This window comes from Rhizomicrobium electricum, assembly GCF_011762045.1.
Lineage (GTDB): Bacteria > Pseudomonadota > Alphaproteobacteria > Micropepsales > Micropepsaceae > Rhizomicrobium > Rhizomicrobium electricum.
This window is the reverse complement of the sequence record NZ_JAASQS010000001.1, coordinates 299,520-315,136: the sequence shown is the minus strand read 5'-3', so window position 1 is coordinate 315,136 and position 15,617 is coordinate 299,520. Positions and strand designations below refer to the sequence as shown.

9 protein-coding genes are annotated in these 15,617 nt (G+C 62.3%); 3 read left to right on the top strand and 6 right to left on the bottom strand.

Features of this window, described 5'->3' with window-relative positions; genetic code table 11:
- Positions 1–36 precede the first annotated feature (36 nt).
- The 3 genes from FHS84_RS01420 to FHS84_RS01415 form a co-directional block, all read right to left on the bottom strand.
- On the bottom strand, positions 37–1,329 hold the full coding sequence (locus tag FHS84_RS01420; protein ID WP_208393628.1) for a PQQ-dependent sugar dehydrogenase: 1,293 nt from the start codon (positions 1,327–1,329) through the stop codon (positions 37–39).
- Positions 1,326–1,799 (bottom strand): DUF2231 domain-containing protein, encoded by a 474-nt coding sequence (locus FHS84_RS21080; protein WP_208393626.1) that lies wholly within the window; start codon positions 1,797–1,799, stop codon positions 1,326–1,328. The genes FHS84_RS01420 and FHS84_RS21080 overlap by 4 nt, the downstream gene beginning before the upstream one ends.
- Before the next feature lie 132 nt (positions 1,800–1,931).
- Entirely contained in the window at positions 1,932–2,531 is a 600-nt protein-coding gene (locus tag FHS84_RS01415) for a PEP-CTERM sorting domain-containing protein (protein ID WP_166929519.1), read from the bottom strand.
- An 837-nt stretch (positions 2,532–3,368) separates the two neighbouring features.
- Between FHS84_RS01415 and FHS84_RS01410 the strand changes: the two genes are divergently transcribed.
- Both FHS84_RS01410 and FHS84_RS01405 read left to right on the top strand, forming a co-directional pair.
- Positions 3,369–4,922: a sodium:solute symporter family transporter gene (locus FHS84_RS01410; protein WP_166929517.1), complete on the top strand. Its 1,554-nt coding sequence runs from the start codon at positions 3,369–3,371 to the stop codon at positions 4,920–4,922.
- A gap of 71 nt (positions 4,923–4,993) precedes the next feature.
- A complete protein-coding gene (locus tag FHS84_RS01405; protein ID WP_166929515.1) occupies positions 4,994–6,034 on the top strand; it encodes a LacI family DNA-binding transcriptional regulator in 1,041 nt (346 codons plus the stop codon).
- Here FHS84_RS01405 and FHS84_RS01400 read toward each other — a convergent pair.
- The 3 genes from FHS84_RS01400 to FHS84_RS01390 form a co-directional block, all read right to left on the bottom strand.
- Entirely contained in the window at positions 5,994–8,168 is a 2,175-nt protein-coding gene (locus tag FHS84_RS01400; RefSeq protein ID WP_166929511.1) for a beta-glucosidase family protein, read from the bottom strand. The two genes, FHS84_RS01405 and FHS84_RS01400, sit on opposite strands and share 41 nt — an antisense overlap.
- Positions 8,169–8,192: 24 nt before the next feature.
- Positions 8,193–9,599: a glycoside hydrolase family 30 protein gene (locus FHS84_RS01395; RefSeq protein WP_166929509.1), complete on the bottom strand. Its 1,407-nt coding sequence runs from the start codon at positions 9,597–9,599 to the stop codon at positions 8,193–8,195.
- A 77-nt stretch (positions 9,600–9,676) separates the two neighbouring features.
- Entirely contained in the window at positions 9,677–12,445 is a 2,769-nt protein-coding gene (locus FHS84_RS01390; RefSeq protein ID WP_166929506.1) for a TonB-dependent receptor, read from the bottom strand.
- Positions 12,446–12,806: 361 nt separating this feature from the next.
- Between FHS84_RS01390 and FHS84_RS01385 the strand changes: the two genes are divergently transcribed.
- Positions 12,807–15,338, top strand: coding sequence for a beta-glucosidase (locus FHS84_RS01385; protein WP_208393624.1), 2,532 nt, complete (start codon positions 12,807–12,809; stop codon positions 15,336–15,338).
- The last annotated feature ends 279 nt before the right edge of the window (positions 15,339–15,617 follow it).

The following is a 15,617-nucleotide window of genomic DNA, read 5'->3' as shown; positions in this document are numbered from 1 at the left end:
GGACACGGGCGGGAGCATATCCCGCCCGTTTCTTTTTTACCTCGCGCTGACGCGCCAGACCGTGCCGCCGAGATCGTCGGCGATCAGCAGGCTGCCGTGCCGGTCGAGCGCCAGCCCGACCGGACGTCCGAGCGCCGTGCTGTCGCGCAAGAAACCCGTCACGACGTCTTCCGCGGTCCCGCTGGGGCGGCCATGGGCGAACGGCACATAGACCACCTTATAGCCGTTGTAGGGTGCGCGGTCCCAGCTTCCGTGTTCGCCGACGAAAGCGCCGCCGCGATAGTGGGCGGGCAGGCCGTTGCCGGTGTTGAACACCACGCCGAGCGGCGCGACGTGCGAGGACAGGCTGTAGTCGGGCACGATCGCCTGTTTCACCATGTCGGGGCGCTGCGGATAGACGCGCGGGTCGACATGCTGGCCCCAATAGCTCCACGGCCAGCCGTAGAAGCCGCCGTCCTTGATCGACGTGAGATAGTCGGGCACCAGATCGGGCCCGAGTTCGTCGCGCTCGTTGACCACGGCCCACAGCGCGTGCGTCGTCGGTTCGAACGTGAGGCCGCTGGGATTGCGGGTACCGGTGGCATACAGCCGGTGCGCGCCGGAAGCGCGGTCGATCTCCCAGATCGCGGCACGCTCGTGCTCGGCTTCCATGCCGTTTTCCGTGATGTTCGAATTGGACCCGACGCCGACATAGAGCTTGGAGCCGTCCGCGCTCGCGGTCAGCGATTTGGTCCAGTGATGATCGATAGGGCCGCCCGGCAGGTCGGTCAGCTTGGTGCCGGTTCCGTCGATATGGGTTTCGCCGGGACGATAGGCAAACCGCAGCACGGCGTCGGTATTGGCGACATAGAGATCGTTGCCCACCAGCACGACGCCGAACGGATGAACGAGGTGATCGATGAAGACGGTGCGCACATCCGGTAACCCGTCGCCGTTGGTGTCGCGCAAAAGAATGATGCGGTTGCCGGCCGCGTTGGCGGAATGGGCGCGGGATTCGATCCATTTCACCGCGATCGATTTCGGCCGCGAGATCGGCTCCTGAGGCCCGTCGGATTCGACGACCAGGATATCGTTGTTGGGCAGTGCGTACACCATGCGCGGATTGGCGAGGTTCTTGGCCAAGGCCTCGATGCGCAGACTGTCCGCGACCGACGGCGTGGCGTCGCCCCATGCCCCGCGCGCCGGCACCTTCATCGGCGGCAGCAGGTATTGATGCGGTTCCGGCAGCGGAGGATTGGCGCCGATCTGGCGCTTGGGATTGACCGGCTCCGGTCCGCAGGCTCCGAGCAGCAGCGCAGCCGCACTCAGAAGGATCGCGGCCCGCTTCAAGAGTTCTTCTCCGGCGCCACTGCGACGCCGTGGCGGTACACCATGCTGCCGCCGTTCCAGCCGGTGATGAGCAGAATGGCGACCACGAGGAACGACAGCGTCAGCCCGGTCGGCCACACGCCGGTATAGCCGTCGTGGGTGTGCACGAAGGCATTCCAGATCGAAAGGATCAGCGCGATCGCGTTGCCGATGCCGTGGATCCAGGCGTGTTTGAGCGCGCGGATGCGCCTGTCGCCGAAGAAGTCGGCAGCACCGGCGATCACCACGAAGATCGAGATGATGAGCCCCGCCACCAGGAGCCACGACGAAAAGTTTGCCCATTGTACCTCGCCGCTTGCCGTATAGGCGATGTCGGTCACCAGGGTTCCGGCGAAGCAGACGATGGGGAATGGCACCAGCATCGGATGGATGGGATGGCCGAAAATGCGGGCGGTCGATTTCGGATAGACGGAAGAGGTTTCGGTGGGCATGGAGGGGGCGCCCTGAGCTGCTCGTGGCTAACGCCCCCTGCAGCGCACGGTTCCGGTGGCCTTGGCGCGGACGGTCCGGCGCAAAAAAAAAGCGGCAGCCGGAGCTGCCGCTTTCTTATCGATCCGCAATCGTCAGGCGTTGCGCTTGCGCCGTGCGCGGAAGCCCAGGAGCATCGCGCCGCCTCCGAGGATCAGAAGCGTTGCCGGTTCCGGAATGTTGGAATTCGGCGGCGGCACGTAGACGGTTCCCGAATACGAGATCGCATGGCCGGGGCCGCCGGTCTGGGTCAGCGAGATCGTCTTGATGGCGCCCAGCACGGCGCCGGCGTTGGCGTAATCCGATCCGACGGTGTAGGTGCCGTAGATATACCAGATCGCGGTCGCCTGCGTGCCGTTCGTGGTAACCGCGCCTTTGACGATGCTGTCCGCCATGAAGCTGCCGACGCCGCCCATCGACCAGGAGAAGCTGGCGAGCGAGGTGAAGTCGGTCGGGTTCGGAACCGCAAACACGTTGAGCGGCGCCAGGTGGCCGCTGAAGTCGCCGTCCACGCTCTGCAGAACCACCTCGCCGAAGTTATGGATCACCGTCACCGTGGTGACGTCGCTGGTTGTCGAGTTGGGCAGGCCGTAGCCGAACGAACCGGTCGAGAACACCGGCGCCGCCATGGCGGCCGTCGCCGTAATCAGGGATAGGAATAATGCCGAGATGAAGAGTCTTGCGCGCGCCAACATTGTTTTGTTCCCACATTATCCAATCGCTACAGGAAAGAAGGAGCAAGCGGCGTGCCAAAAGCGAAAGTCGATTATTCGCAAGGTGATGTCATTTTTTGTGCAGACGCATAGGTAGAAACTGTCAAGCTGCTTGACATGGAACCAACGCTGGTTGGTCCGCGATTACATTCGTATGGCTGACTTCCTGCTCAACATTCCGTCCTTCGTTTCCATCCGCAATACGTTTTCGACGGCATCTGGAGTGCGGGAATGTGCTCGCGCAGCAAGCGAAGGGGTATGCAAGATTTGACATCTTCTTCGTCCGCTTTGTGTTGCAACGAGCCCCGCGCACGCGTGCGCCGGCCTCTCCGATCTTCACCAATTCCGTTCATCTCGATGAACGGCGAAGTCTGTTATCTTCCGGAAATATTTGCATTTGCATCTCGCGCGTAACAACGCAGCGTTTGTCGCACCCTCTTGAATCGGTACGTTCCGCTTCCCATCTCGAATGGGCTGTTTGTGATGGAGGAGCTTATGTCGGGCCACGCGCCGGTGAACGCGCGGCCGCAAGAAGATCGCGTATGTGTCATACAAGGTAGGGCGCGCGCACGCCCGTGATGGAGATGGCTGACATCTGCGAATCCGGTCGCCGGCATCTCCTCGAAACCCTCGGAGAAGCGAAAGGTGCATGTGGCGCACGTTGGCTCGTGCGTATCCTTGCTGCCGGAGCTTCAAGCAAAAAGAGGCGGATGGACCGGCAGCCAGGGGATCGCGCCTCTTGGCGTATTTAAGGGGGTGCTTTGATCCTCGTGCGAACCGGGCTAGAAGTTGTCCGGGGTATCGTTCGCGGGGCTTTGCGTGCTGCCGGCATTCGATTACGGCGTTCTGGCCGTGTATTTGACGGGGCTGTTGGCGCTCGGTCTCATTCTTTCCCGTCGCCGGGCTACGGCGTCGGAATATTTCCTGGCCTCGCACAAAGCGGGCTGGCCCGCCATCGGGCTGGCGCTGGTCGGCTCCAACATTTCGCCCGGCGTGCTGATCGGCGTCACCGGCTCGGCCTATGCGTTCGGCATCTCGGTCTTCAACTATGATTGGACCGGCACCGCCATTCTGGTGGTGTTCGCGCTGTTCTTTTTGCCCGCAGTGCTGGCCGCCAAGGTCTACACGATGCCCGAGTTTCTCGAGCGCCGGTACGACCCGCGTGTGCGCGTGTGGTTCTCGATCCTGACGTTGGTGCTCTACATCCTGCTCGATGCCGCCGGCGCGCTTTATTGCGGCACGCTGGTTTTGAAGCTGATCGTGCCCGGCTTGTCCTTCGAAGTCGCCATTTTGCTGCTCGCCGCGCTGGCGGTGATCTACTCGGTGACCGGAGGCCTGCGCTCGGTGTTGTATACGCAGGCCGTGCAGGGCGTTGTCGGCCTGGGCTCGGCGTTGTTCCTGGCGATTTTCGCTTTCCACACCGCCGGCGGATGGGACGCGGTGGTGCACGCCGCGCCGCCCGGACACCTCAATCTCATCCGGCCCGCGTCCGATCCGATCATGCCGTGGACGGGCATGGCGTTCGGTCTGCCGGTAATGGGGTTCTACTACTGGTGCACCAACCAGGTCATCGTGCAGCGCATGCTCGCCGCCAAGTCGATCGCCGACGGCCAGAAAGGCGCGTTATTCGCGGGCCTTTTGAAGTTGTTGATCCTGTTCCTGATCGTCCTGCCGGGCGTCGCCGGTCTCTTGCTTTATCCCAAGCTTACCAGCCCCGACGAAATTTACCTGCGCATGGCCTTCGGCCTGATGCCCTCCGGATTGCTTGGTCTGCTCGTCGCCGCGTTCCTCGGCGCGCTGATGGCCCAGCTCTCCGCCGCCTACAACAGTGCCGCCACCTTGGTGACGATGGATTTCGTCCGCCGCCTGCGCCCGTCTGCTTCCGACGCCAGCGTGGTCCGCTGGGGCCGCATCTCGACCATCGTCTGCATGGTGATATCGGCCCTGTGGGCGCCGCAGATCATGAAGTTCCCGTCCCTGTGGCAGTACTTCCAGGCCGTGCTGGCGTATGCGACGCCGCCTGCCGCCGCGTTGTTCCTGCTCGGCATGTTGTGGCCGCGGGCCAATGGGCGCGGCGCGATTTGGGCGGTCGCGACCGGCAGCGGGCTGGGGATCGCACTGTTCGTTCTGTCGGTGACCAAGGTGTGGCCGCTGGCGTTCCTCAATGCGGCATTTTTGGTGTTCGCGGTGTCACTCGCATCGCTGGTGCTGGCCAGCTTGACGCGCCGGCAGACGCCGGAGGAACGCGCACGCCATGCGTCACTGACCTTGAAAAATGCATGGCAGGCAGCCCGGCTCGGCTCGCGCGAGGTCGCCGGATGGGCGCTGGCGTTGTTCGCCGTGACCGCGGGATTGGTCTGGTGGTTCCGCTAATGATGTCGCGCCAAATTGTTTTTTTGCGGCCGGATTCCATTGCATAATCGCGTCCGGAAAGGCGGGCCGGAATGGCGACCATCAAAGACGTAGCGCGACGGGCGGGGGTCGGTGTCGGGACCGCTTCGCGGGCGATCGCCGGCAACGGACCGATATCGGCCAAAGCGGCCGCGCGCGTTCAGAAGGCGGTGGAAGAACTCAACTTCCGCCCCAGCCACGCCGCCCGCGTGTTGCAGAAGGGCCAGTCGCAGACCGTCGGCGTGTTCGTGCCGCTGATCCAAGGCTCGTTCTATACGCCGATCCTGCACAGCATCTACACCGCCTTGCGCGCCACCGGCCGTCACATGGTGGTGGATTTCGGCCAGACCTTGGAGACGGAGCGCCAGGATGCCCTGAGCGGAGCCGAATTTCTCACCGACCGCGGCTGCGACGGGCTGATCGTGATGGGCACGCGCCTCAAGCCCAAGGACGGCGAGAAGCTGATGGCGCTGCAGCCCAAGACGGTGGTGCTGAACCGCTCGCTTCCGGGGTTCCTCGACCACTGCTTCAATCCCGATCACCGCACCGCCGGTGCGCTGGCGGCGGAGACACTCTACGAAGCCGGTCATCGCGGCATGGCGGTGATCGAAGGCCCGGAAACCTCGCCCGACAATGTCGCCCGCATGAAGGGGTTCTACGATGCGCTCGCCGCGCATGGCATCGATGTGGCGGCCATTCCGCGCGTCAACGGTGACTTTTCGCCCGCCGCCGGTGCCGCTGGCGTACGTACGCTCCTCGAAGGCGGGATGAATTTCACCGCTTTGTTCTGCGCCAACGACGAGTCCGCAATGGGTGCGCTCGCCGCGCTCCAGCAGATGGGCGTGTCGGTACCGCAAGATCTCTCGGTGATGGGCTATGACGGTATCGATCTCGCCGGCTTCTCCGTGCCGCCGCTGACCACCGTCAAGGTTCCGTGGCAGGACATCGTGCGCAATGCGCTCAATCACCTGCTCAATCTCTGTTACGACGACGGGCAGACCGTTGTTCGCGATCTGCCCGCCGAAGTGGTTTGGCGTGGTTCGGTGGCGCGTATCAGCGCGAAAGCGCCCCGCTCGCCTCGACGCTCTCTTTGATGTCCGCCGAAGAGGCGCCGAGCGACACCACAAACGGTCCTTCCGACAGCTTCCAGCCTTTCCCGTCGTGGACCGACAGCAGCCGCGGATCGACCGTCAGCGTAACGGCGATAGAGGCCCCCGGTGCTAGGCTCACCTTCGACCAGCCGGCGAGACGCTTGGGCGCTTCCCAGCCGCCGTTTTTGGGTGAGACATAGATCTGCGGCGCGTCCTTACCGGCGCGGCTTCCGACATTCTTCACCGTAAAGTGCACCGTCAGCTTGCCGTCGACCACGGCGGCGCCGAGGTCGCTATAGGCAAACTGAGTGTAGGAGAGGCCGTAGCCGAACGGGAACAGCGGCTTCAGGTTTTTCTTGTCGAACCACTTGTAGCCGACCGCAGCGCCTTCGGGATAATTGATCACAAATGGGTCTTTGAGGCCCGCACCGGGCAACGTCGGCTGCGGGAACTGATCGAGGCTCGCCGGGAACGTCGCGGGCAGCCGTCCCGATGCATCCACTTCGCCGAGCAGTACCCGTGCGATGGCTTCGCCGCCGCCCGAGCCGGGGAACCATGCTTCGACAATACCCGCGACTTGGTCCGCCCAGGGCATGAATATCGGGTTGCCACTTTCCACCACGACGACGGTGTTGGGATTGGCGGCGGCGACGGTGCGGATCAGCTCGTCCTGATTGCCATCCAGGTTCATCGGATGATCGACGTCTTCGGTCGACCATTGGGTGGCAAACACTAGCACGACGTCGGACTTGGCCGCTTCCTTCGCCGCAGCGGCGGCGTCGCTGCCGTCGAGATACTTGAACGGCGTTTGCGGCAGATGGCCCATCAGCGCGGCCATTGGGGAAGAAGGGATATAGACGATTGGGCCATACCAACCCTTCACATCGAGACCGGGTACCGCGATGCCCCCCGCGGGGAATACGGTGGACGATCCGCCGCCCGAAATGATGCCGCGGTCCGCATGGCCGCCGATGATGAGAATGCGCTTGGCCGTGCGTGCGATCGGCAGCACGTTGTTCTTGTTCTTGAGCAGGACGATGGATTCTTCAGCGGCCGCCTGGGCGACTTTCTTGTTCGCCTCGAAATCGATCTTGGCGTCGGTGATCGGCCGGTCATAGAGGCCGACCGTGAAAATCGAGCGCAGGATGCGACGTGCCATGTCGTCGAGCCGGCTCTGCGGGACCTTATGGTTCTGGATCGCCTGCTTCAGCGGTTTGCCGAACCAGGGCTGGTCGTCGAAGATGCCGGCCGACTGCTGATCGAGCCCGGCCAGAGCGGCACGCTCGGTCGAATAGACTGCTCCCCAGTCGCTCATCACATAACCGGGGTATTTGAAGCGGCTCTTCAATACCTGATTGAGCAGGTAATCGCTCTCGCAGGCATAAAGGCTGCGGACCTTGTTATAGGAGCACATCACGGAGCCGGGCTGGCCTTTTTCGAGAGCAAGTTCGAAGGCCAGGAAGTCGGACATATGCGCCGCAGCATCGTCCATATCGGTCGAATAGATATGCCGGCCGGTTTCCTGGTCGTTCAGCGCCCAATGCTTGACGGTAGAGATCACGCCTTGGCTCTGGATGCCCTGTACGCTCGCCCCGACAATGGTTCCCGCCAGGAGTGGATCTTCGCCGGCGTATTCGAAATTACGCCCGCTGCGCGGCTCGCGCAGAAGGTCGACGCCGCCGCCGAGAAGAACGTTGAAACCGGAGGCGCGGGATTCACTGCCGATCATGGCGCCGCCTGCGCGCGCAATGTCGGGATTGAACGTGGCGGCTACGGCGATACCGGCAGGCAGCGCAGTACGCTCGCGAAAACTATCAGCAGAGTCGCGCTGGGTAGCGACGCCCATGCCGGCATCGGTGATCCACTGCGGCGGAATGCCGAGGCGCGGAATGCCCGGAACGTATCCGGCCGAGCCCATGCGCGACTCTGCCGGCGGCACGAAGTTCTTGTCGGGCTTCGGCGACCCGAAGTAACCGAACACCAGCGAAAGCTTCTCGTCCTGCTTCATTGCCTTGAGAACGAGGTTGGCGCGCGCATCGGCGCTGAGCGAGGTGTCATCCCAGGCGTGACGGGCCGCAGCGGGCGCCGCCAGGAGGAGGGCGCAGGAAACGAAAACGGCAGGTGTTCTAAGCGACATGGCTTTTTCCAGTTCTGTTCAAACTCAGTGCCAGACGAAGGTTGCGACGCCGCCCGGTGGTAGGTCGTAGCTGAAACCGCGTCGTCCTTCGCGGATGGATACGGTGCGAGCGCCCTTGCCGCGATTGACGGCGAGAACCACAATCGAACCGTCTTTGTTGCGGAAGGCGACGGTATTGGTGTCTTTGGGCCCCGGTCCCGCCTCAATACGGACAGCTCCCGGAGGGACGAAGCGGCTCAAATGGCCGAGCGCATAATAATCGACGGTGCGGGTTACTGCACCTGTCGCGGAATCGATTGTGACAACGCCGCGGCAATTGTCGCAGCCGCCGAGATGTGGCCCATGCTTCTCGTCGAGTGCGAGGTTCCACAATAACGCGCCCTTGGACCAGTAGCGCATAGTTTCCACCAGCGTTCCGGCGCTCGTCACCAACGCGTCCTTGGCGTCGACCCAATCGCCCCCCGAGCATTCGGTAAACCAGGTTTCTTTATCGGGATGAGCGTCGTGGACCACGCCTTGAGCCGGGGTGTTGCCGTTGTAGCAGTGCCAAGCGACGCCGGCGACGAAACGCGCGGCGGTGGGATCGGCGAGGACCGTCAGCGGCGATTGCGGCTCGTCCCAGTTATGATCCCAGTCGAGGATGCGCACGTCGGGATGGGTCCGCGCAAGGAGGGGGCCAAGATGTGCGCCGATGAACGTCGCGCGGCTTTGCGGATTGACTCGCATGCCGGGATAGTCGGTCGGCTCGAAATGCGGCTCGTTCTGGATGGTCAGCGCATAGATCGCCACACCTTCGGCAGAATAAGCGTCGATATAGCGCCGGAAATAGTCGGCAAAGGCGGGGTAGGCTTCGGAAAGAAGTGAGCCCTGGATCAAGCTATCACTGGATTTCATCCAGCCCGGCGCGCTCCACGGCGAGGCCATCACCTTCAGATCGGGATTGATTGCGAGAGCCTGTTTTAGCACCGGCAGCACCTCGGCGCGGTTGGGCTCGATCGAGAAATCTTTCAGCGTGGGATCCTTGGCGCCCTTGGGCTGATCGTCGAAACTGTAATGTCGGGTCGAAAAGTCGGATGCGCCGATTGTGAGGCGTGTGAAACTGAAGCCGAGGCCGCCATTCTCTCGTCCGAACAGCTCTTTGAGGAGCGCGTCACGTTGGGAGGCTGGCAGGTTGTGGATTAGGATCGCCGAGGCGTCCGTCAGGGCGGCGCCAAAGCCGACGATTTCTTGGTAGTGTTTGCCGGGATCGATGACCACCGCCGCGGGCGTGCGCTTCTTGCTACGAGCCTGGGAGAAGGTGATGTCGGTCTGGCGCGAAAGCGCTTTGCTGCCGTCGGCGGTGGTGAGCCACACTTGGACGTCACCCGCAGCACATGACGTTACGGTAAACGCACCGGTCAATACCGTCGCAAGGAGGAGCCGACGAAGCATTGGCATCGAATCTCTAGACCACGGTGGGAGAATATGGCCGCGCCTCCGGGGACGGAATGGAGGCGCGGCCAAGGGTCCTAGAGCTTGTAATTCAGGCCTAGGAGGATCGTGCGGCCGTAGAGATTATACTCTCTAGGTTCGTTCGTTCCGTTGCTGAGACGGTCGTCCTGGTAGGTCCGGTATGGTGTGTTGAACAGGTTTTCGATCTGCGCAACAAGCGACAGCCCATTCAGCTTACCGTCCTCGAAGTCGTAGCCGACCTGGAAGTCCGTGATCGCTTCTGCCAGGATACGGGTATAGGACCGTTGAGCAAAGTTGCTCGTGATTTCGCCACGGAAGTCGGAACGATAGCGCTCGCTGATGCGAACGGAGAAGCCGTTCTTTTCATAGTAGAGCGTACCGCTCGCCACCGCCTTCGATAAACCGGGCAAGGTTGCGATCGTAGAGGTACCGGGCCCATCCGGTTTGACGGAGCTGTCGGTCCACGAGAAGCTCAGCACCGATCCGAAGCCGTCGAGATAGTCGGTGAGCAGCGTTCCGTCCAATTGGGCGCTGATTTCCGCCCCGCGCATATAGCCGCCCTTGCCGTTGGCTGGTGTGCTGAATTGGCCGAGGCTCGTGTCCGGCGTGTGCTTGGTTGTGTTGGTGAAGTTTCTGAAGTCGTAGTCGAGGATGTTCTGATTGTAGATGTAGGTTTTGAGGTTTTTGTAGAAACCTGCCACCGAAACATAGCTCGCCTTGCCGAAATAGTGTTCGTAGGCGATGTCAATCGAGTCCGCCCGCCAGGGCTTCAGCTTCGGATTGCCGCCTGAACCGCTCCACAAGTACGGCGACGTATCGGAAACACCTGCCGAAGCAGCTGCGCGCATGTCATCGACGCGCGGCCTGGCCATTGTCTTCGCAATGCCGAGGCGAACGATATTGCCGTTGTCGAAATCTAGCGACAAGTTGATGCTGGGCAGGAAGTCATAATAGCTCTTGTTACCGGACATATCGCCAAGCGGCACGTTCGGCTTTCCAGGCGCGTTGTCGATATTGAAGGCTCTGGAAATCTGATCGGTGTGAACCAGCTGGGCGCCGACGTTGCCTCTCAACGTGGCGAAACCAACATTTGAATCCAAGTTGGCCATCACATAGGCCGTAACGACGTTTTCTTTGACGGAGAAGTCTTTTTTGTAATCGTCGCCGCTCATATTAAGGGTTTTGTTGAGGTATTTATCCGTCACTGCTTTGACGTTGTATGCCAGAACGCCGTTCGTGAAACCGGCGAAGGCGAGAGATGGAGCCTGATAGAGCAGGTCGGATGTGATCGGCTGGACGTTGGTCTTGTCGGCGAGATCCAAGAAGTAGACCGATGAGCTCTTTTTCTTGTAGCGGCTCTGAAAGCCGATACCGGCTTCAATATCGCTCACGATGTAGCCGACGTGGTATTTGCTTTCCAGTCGGACAGCCTGAATGGTGTCCTTCTGGGTCGGCGTTTCGAGGCGGGCGTCGTGACCGTAATTGAGAGCATCGAAAATTCCGATGACCTTGGGATCGGCATAGTTGATGCCTGGCGTGAAGGTCGGGAAGCCGTGATTCGTCAGCGGAACGGTGAATTTCAGGTTGCTTTCGAGGCTATGCGTGCCGACATAGGATTCGAGTTGCGCCGAATTGCGTTTGGCACCGGAATAGCTGAGGTCTAGCGCCAACGAGAAATTTCCGTTGGTGTATTCGTTGCGCCAGCCAACCGCCGAAAGCACGTCAACGCGTGTGTTGTAGTCATTGCGTCCCAGCAGGCGAAGGTTGGACCACGCTCCGGCCTGCACCAGCTTTACGCCGCCGGAAGTGACATAGGTGGGATTGTTCAGGCTCTCGACGACTTTGTTGGGGTCGGCGTTGCAGGTCTTTGTTTTATCGACGTCGTTATCGGGGAGGGTGGGGTTGACCTTGACGCAGTCCGGATATGACGACCACTGCGCGCCGTTCATATATTCCCGCTGATTGAAATTGGAATAATACATGTCCAACACGCTGTGGAAGTGCTCGTTCGGCTTAAACTCCAGTGTGGCCGCCAATCCATCGCGAACTTGCGTCTGGGAACTGACACGAGCCTCAGCACCTTGCAGCATGACGGCATCGGCGTCCTTGCCCGGCTGATGGGCGCCCCAGGAGTCGGGATTGCCCCACCACCATGCAGTGTAGTGCTTTTGCTGGAACGGCGAGTCGAGGTGGGCATAGCCGACGGCCACGCCAAGTTTTCCGTTCAGGAATTGGTCGATATAGGAAATGTTGAAACGCGAGCCGTAAGGCGAAACGCGATACACCTTGCCCATGCTGTTGACTTCGCCGCGGATACCGACGGCGAAGCGCATTTCATCGTAATCAAGCGGGCGGATGGTTTTTAGGTCGACCGTACCGGAGAGGCCTTGCCCCAGGAGCTTGGCGTCGGGAGTCTTGTAAACGACGACACCGCTCAGAATTTCGGACGGATACTGGTCGAATTCGACGCCACGATTGTCGCCCGTCGAAACCTGCTCACGGCCGTTCAGGGTTGTTCCGGCGAAGTCCGGCGACAGACCGCGGATCGCGATCACTTGTGAACGCCCATCAACACGTTGGCCCGCAAGACCGGGAAGGCGGGACAGCGATTCGGCGATCGACACGTCCGGCAGCTTGCCGATATCAACGGACGAAACAGCTTCAACCAGACCGACTGAGCTGCGCTTGATGCCCTCGGTAGTTTCAAGGCTGTGCCGGAAGCCGGACACGGTTACGGTTTCAACCTCTTGCGCAAAGGCTGGTGCCGCGAATGCCGTGGCGAGCGCCAACAGCGATACCGAAGCATGAAGTCTCTTGCGATTCATAATGCCCCCTGGATAGGATGTTTTCTGGAAACGTTTCCAGTTGTAAGTATTCCAGGGTCGAGAAAGGCTGTCAATCGCGGTACTGGAAAACTGCTATAGTGATGCAGGGCCGTCACTAGGTCTCCTAAGATGAGGTCGCGCGCGATGCGACTTCTGCTTGTGCCGCAAGGGTTTTGTACGCTGCCGTTTTATGTGAGCGCTACCGTTATTCGTCCTCAGTGAGGGGGCCATGAGAGCACGCCGCCGCCGTTCGATGACTTTCGCTGCTTTGGGAATGCTGGTTTTTTCCGCTTCCTGGCAATCCGGATATGGGGCGGACCGGACGGCGAATCTACTCTCCCAAATGACGTTGGAAGAGAAGATGGCGTTGATCCGCGGCGAGGTTGAGCCGGCCGACACCAACCAGGGCCAAGCGGGATGGCTATCGGGCGTCAAGCGACTCAACATTCCCGGCCTGCGGCTGGCGGACGGGCCTCCGGGCGTCTTGACTCGCCAACCGTCGCCGGCGCTGACGGCCACGATGGGACTGGCGGCGACGTTCAGCCGGACGGATGCGCGCGACAACGGGATCATCATCGGCGATGAGGCGAACCGCCTCGGCATCGACATCGTCCTCGAGCCCTTTATCAACATCGATCGCGATCTGGCGTTCGAGCGCGGCTACAACACCTACGGCGAAGATCCTATGCTCACGGGCGCGATCGCCGCCGATCTCATCATGGGCATTCAGGACCGGGGCGTGATGGCCCAGGCCAAGCACTACGTCGGCTACGATACCGGCGGTGTCGATGTCACGATCGCACCGCAGGTGCTGCATGAGGTCTATCTGGCGCCCTTCCAGGATGCGGTGAAGGCGGGCGTGGCGTCGATCATGTGCTCGTACAATCGCATCAACGGTCCCTATGCCTGCGGCAATTCCGAGACGCTGACCGACATCTTGCGCGGCGAGATGAAGTTCGAGGGCTTCGTCACCTCCGACTGGGGCGCGGTGCACGATTACGACTATCTCGCCAAAGGCCTCGACATGGAGATGCCCGGCCGGCCGCTGAAGGGCGATCCCGGCGCGTTCTACGGCCGCTCGTTCTTCGATACCGATCCGCCGCGCGTTCCGACTGCCGACGATCTGGAAAAGCTGCCGCCGGTCAATCTCTTCACCGGCCGCGTGCCGGAGGAGCCGTCAGCGCCGATGTTCGCGCTGACGCCGCCGACCGGCGACTACAAGAACCTGTCGAATGCACTCAGCGAAGGCGTGGTGACGACGGCGATGATCGATCGCGCCGCGGCGCGCGTTCTCGGACAGATGGATCGCTTCGGCTATCTCGACGGCTCGCGCGCCGAACGCATCAAGACGCCCTCCGGCCTTAATCCGGCGGACGTGATCCTGCGTACCGCGGAAGACGCGGCGGTGCTTCTGAAGAATGAGGGTGGCGCGCTGCCGCTGTCGGAGAAGTCCGGCACCATCGCATTGATCGGCCCCGGCGCGGCGCAGGTTGTCGCCATCGGCAAATCGGGCGAACGGTCGGTGGGGCTGGTGGAGCGGCAGGTCGGGCCGTATGCGGCGCTGAAAAAGGCGATGCCCGAGGCCGATATCCGTCTGGCGGTGGCCAATGACATGACCGGCGTCGCGGTTCCGGCCGACCGGCTGGCGCGCGGCGAGGGCGGCATCGGTCTCTCGCACGTCGTCAACGACGAGATCGATGGCGTCGACGCCCAGGTCGACTTCACCGGCATCAAGGCGCTGCCACCGGGCGGCCGCCATTCCTGGACCGGCACGCTGGTGGTGCCGTCAGCGGGACGCTACATCCTCGCGGTGCAGACGCTCGGCGCCCGCGCCATTCTCACCATCGACGGCAAGACCATCGCCATGAGTTCGGGCTCGATGGGCGGCGGCCACGGCGACACGCTGATCGCCGGGCAGGACGATGTGATGCCGACCCGCGATGGCCTCAACAATGCGCGCGGCGTTGTCGATCTCACGCCCGGACCGCATGCGCTTGCCATCGAGGTGAAGCCCGACGGCTCGGGCGATCCCGAGCGCATCCGTTTTGCCTGGGTCACGCCGCAGATGCAGGCCGAAAGCTTCAAGGCGGCGATCGATGCGGCGGCGGCGGCCAAGACGGCAGTGGTGTTCGTCTGGAGCCGCGATATTCCTCTGTTCGCGCTGCCGGGCGATCAGGACAAACTGGTGGAGGCGGTCGCGGCGGTCAATCCGAACACGATCGTGGTGACGAACGTCAGCCAGCCGGTGGCGTTGCCGTGGCTCGCCAAAGTCAAGGCCGTGGTGCAGATGTGGTGGCCGGGCGACGAGGGCGGCTGGGCGACGGCGAATATTCTCAGTGGACGGAAGAACCCGGCGGGGCGGCTGCCGTTCACCTGGGGCAAGCAGCTCGCCGATTATCCCGCCGCCGATCCCAAATTTCCCGAGCGCAGCGGCGCCAACCCGGACGGCAAGACGCGCTTCACTGAAGGTCTCGATGTCGGCTATCGCTGGTTCGAGAAGAAAGGCGTGGCGCCGCTTTTTCCGTTCGGCTACGGGCTCAGCTACACGCGGTTTACCTATTCCGGCTTGCGGGTGATGCGCCGGGCCGACGGCGGGCTCGCGGTCACCTTCGCGATCAAGAACGCGGGATCGGCCGACGGCGAGGAGGTGCCGCAGGTGTATCTGTCGCCGCCGCTGAAGCCGCCGCCCGGCGTGCAGTTCGCGCTCAAGGCGCTGGCCGGGTTCGACCGCATCGCGATCAAGGCCGGAGAGACCCGCACGATCACGGTCAAGGTCGACCGGCGGCGGCTGCAGTATTGGTCGGCGGGCCGCTGGAACGATGCCGGACCGACGCGCATCGTTTCGGTCGGGCCGTCGTCGCAGGATTTGCGTTTGAAGGCGCCGGTGCGCTGAGCGGGACCCTTTAAATGCGGCAAAAGCGGAGATGCTCACGCATGTCCGCTTCGCTGGGTCGCCCCGGTGGCGAGGGCGCCGGCGAACGCCCCACTCAAGCAGGCGAATGACCGGGCACAGGCTGCCACGTCTGAAACGTACGAAGCGGGACACGCCGCATTGCCGATGATGCGCCTCTCTAAAAGAGGGCGCTTTCGGCCGCCGCCGCCGATGCCGCTCGTCACGGGCTTACTCGGGCTTACGCAGGTCTTTGCCGTTCCCGTCCGTCCAGCGCATATC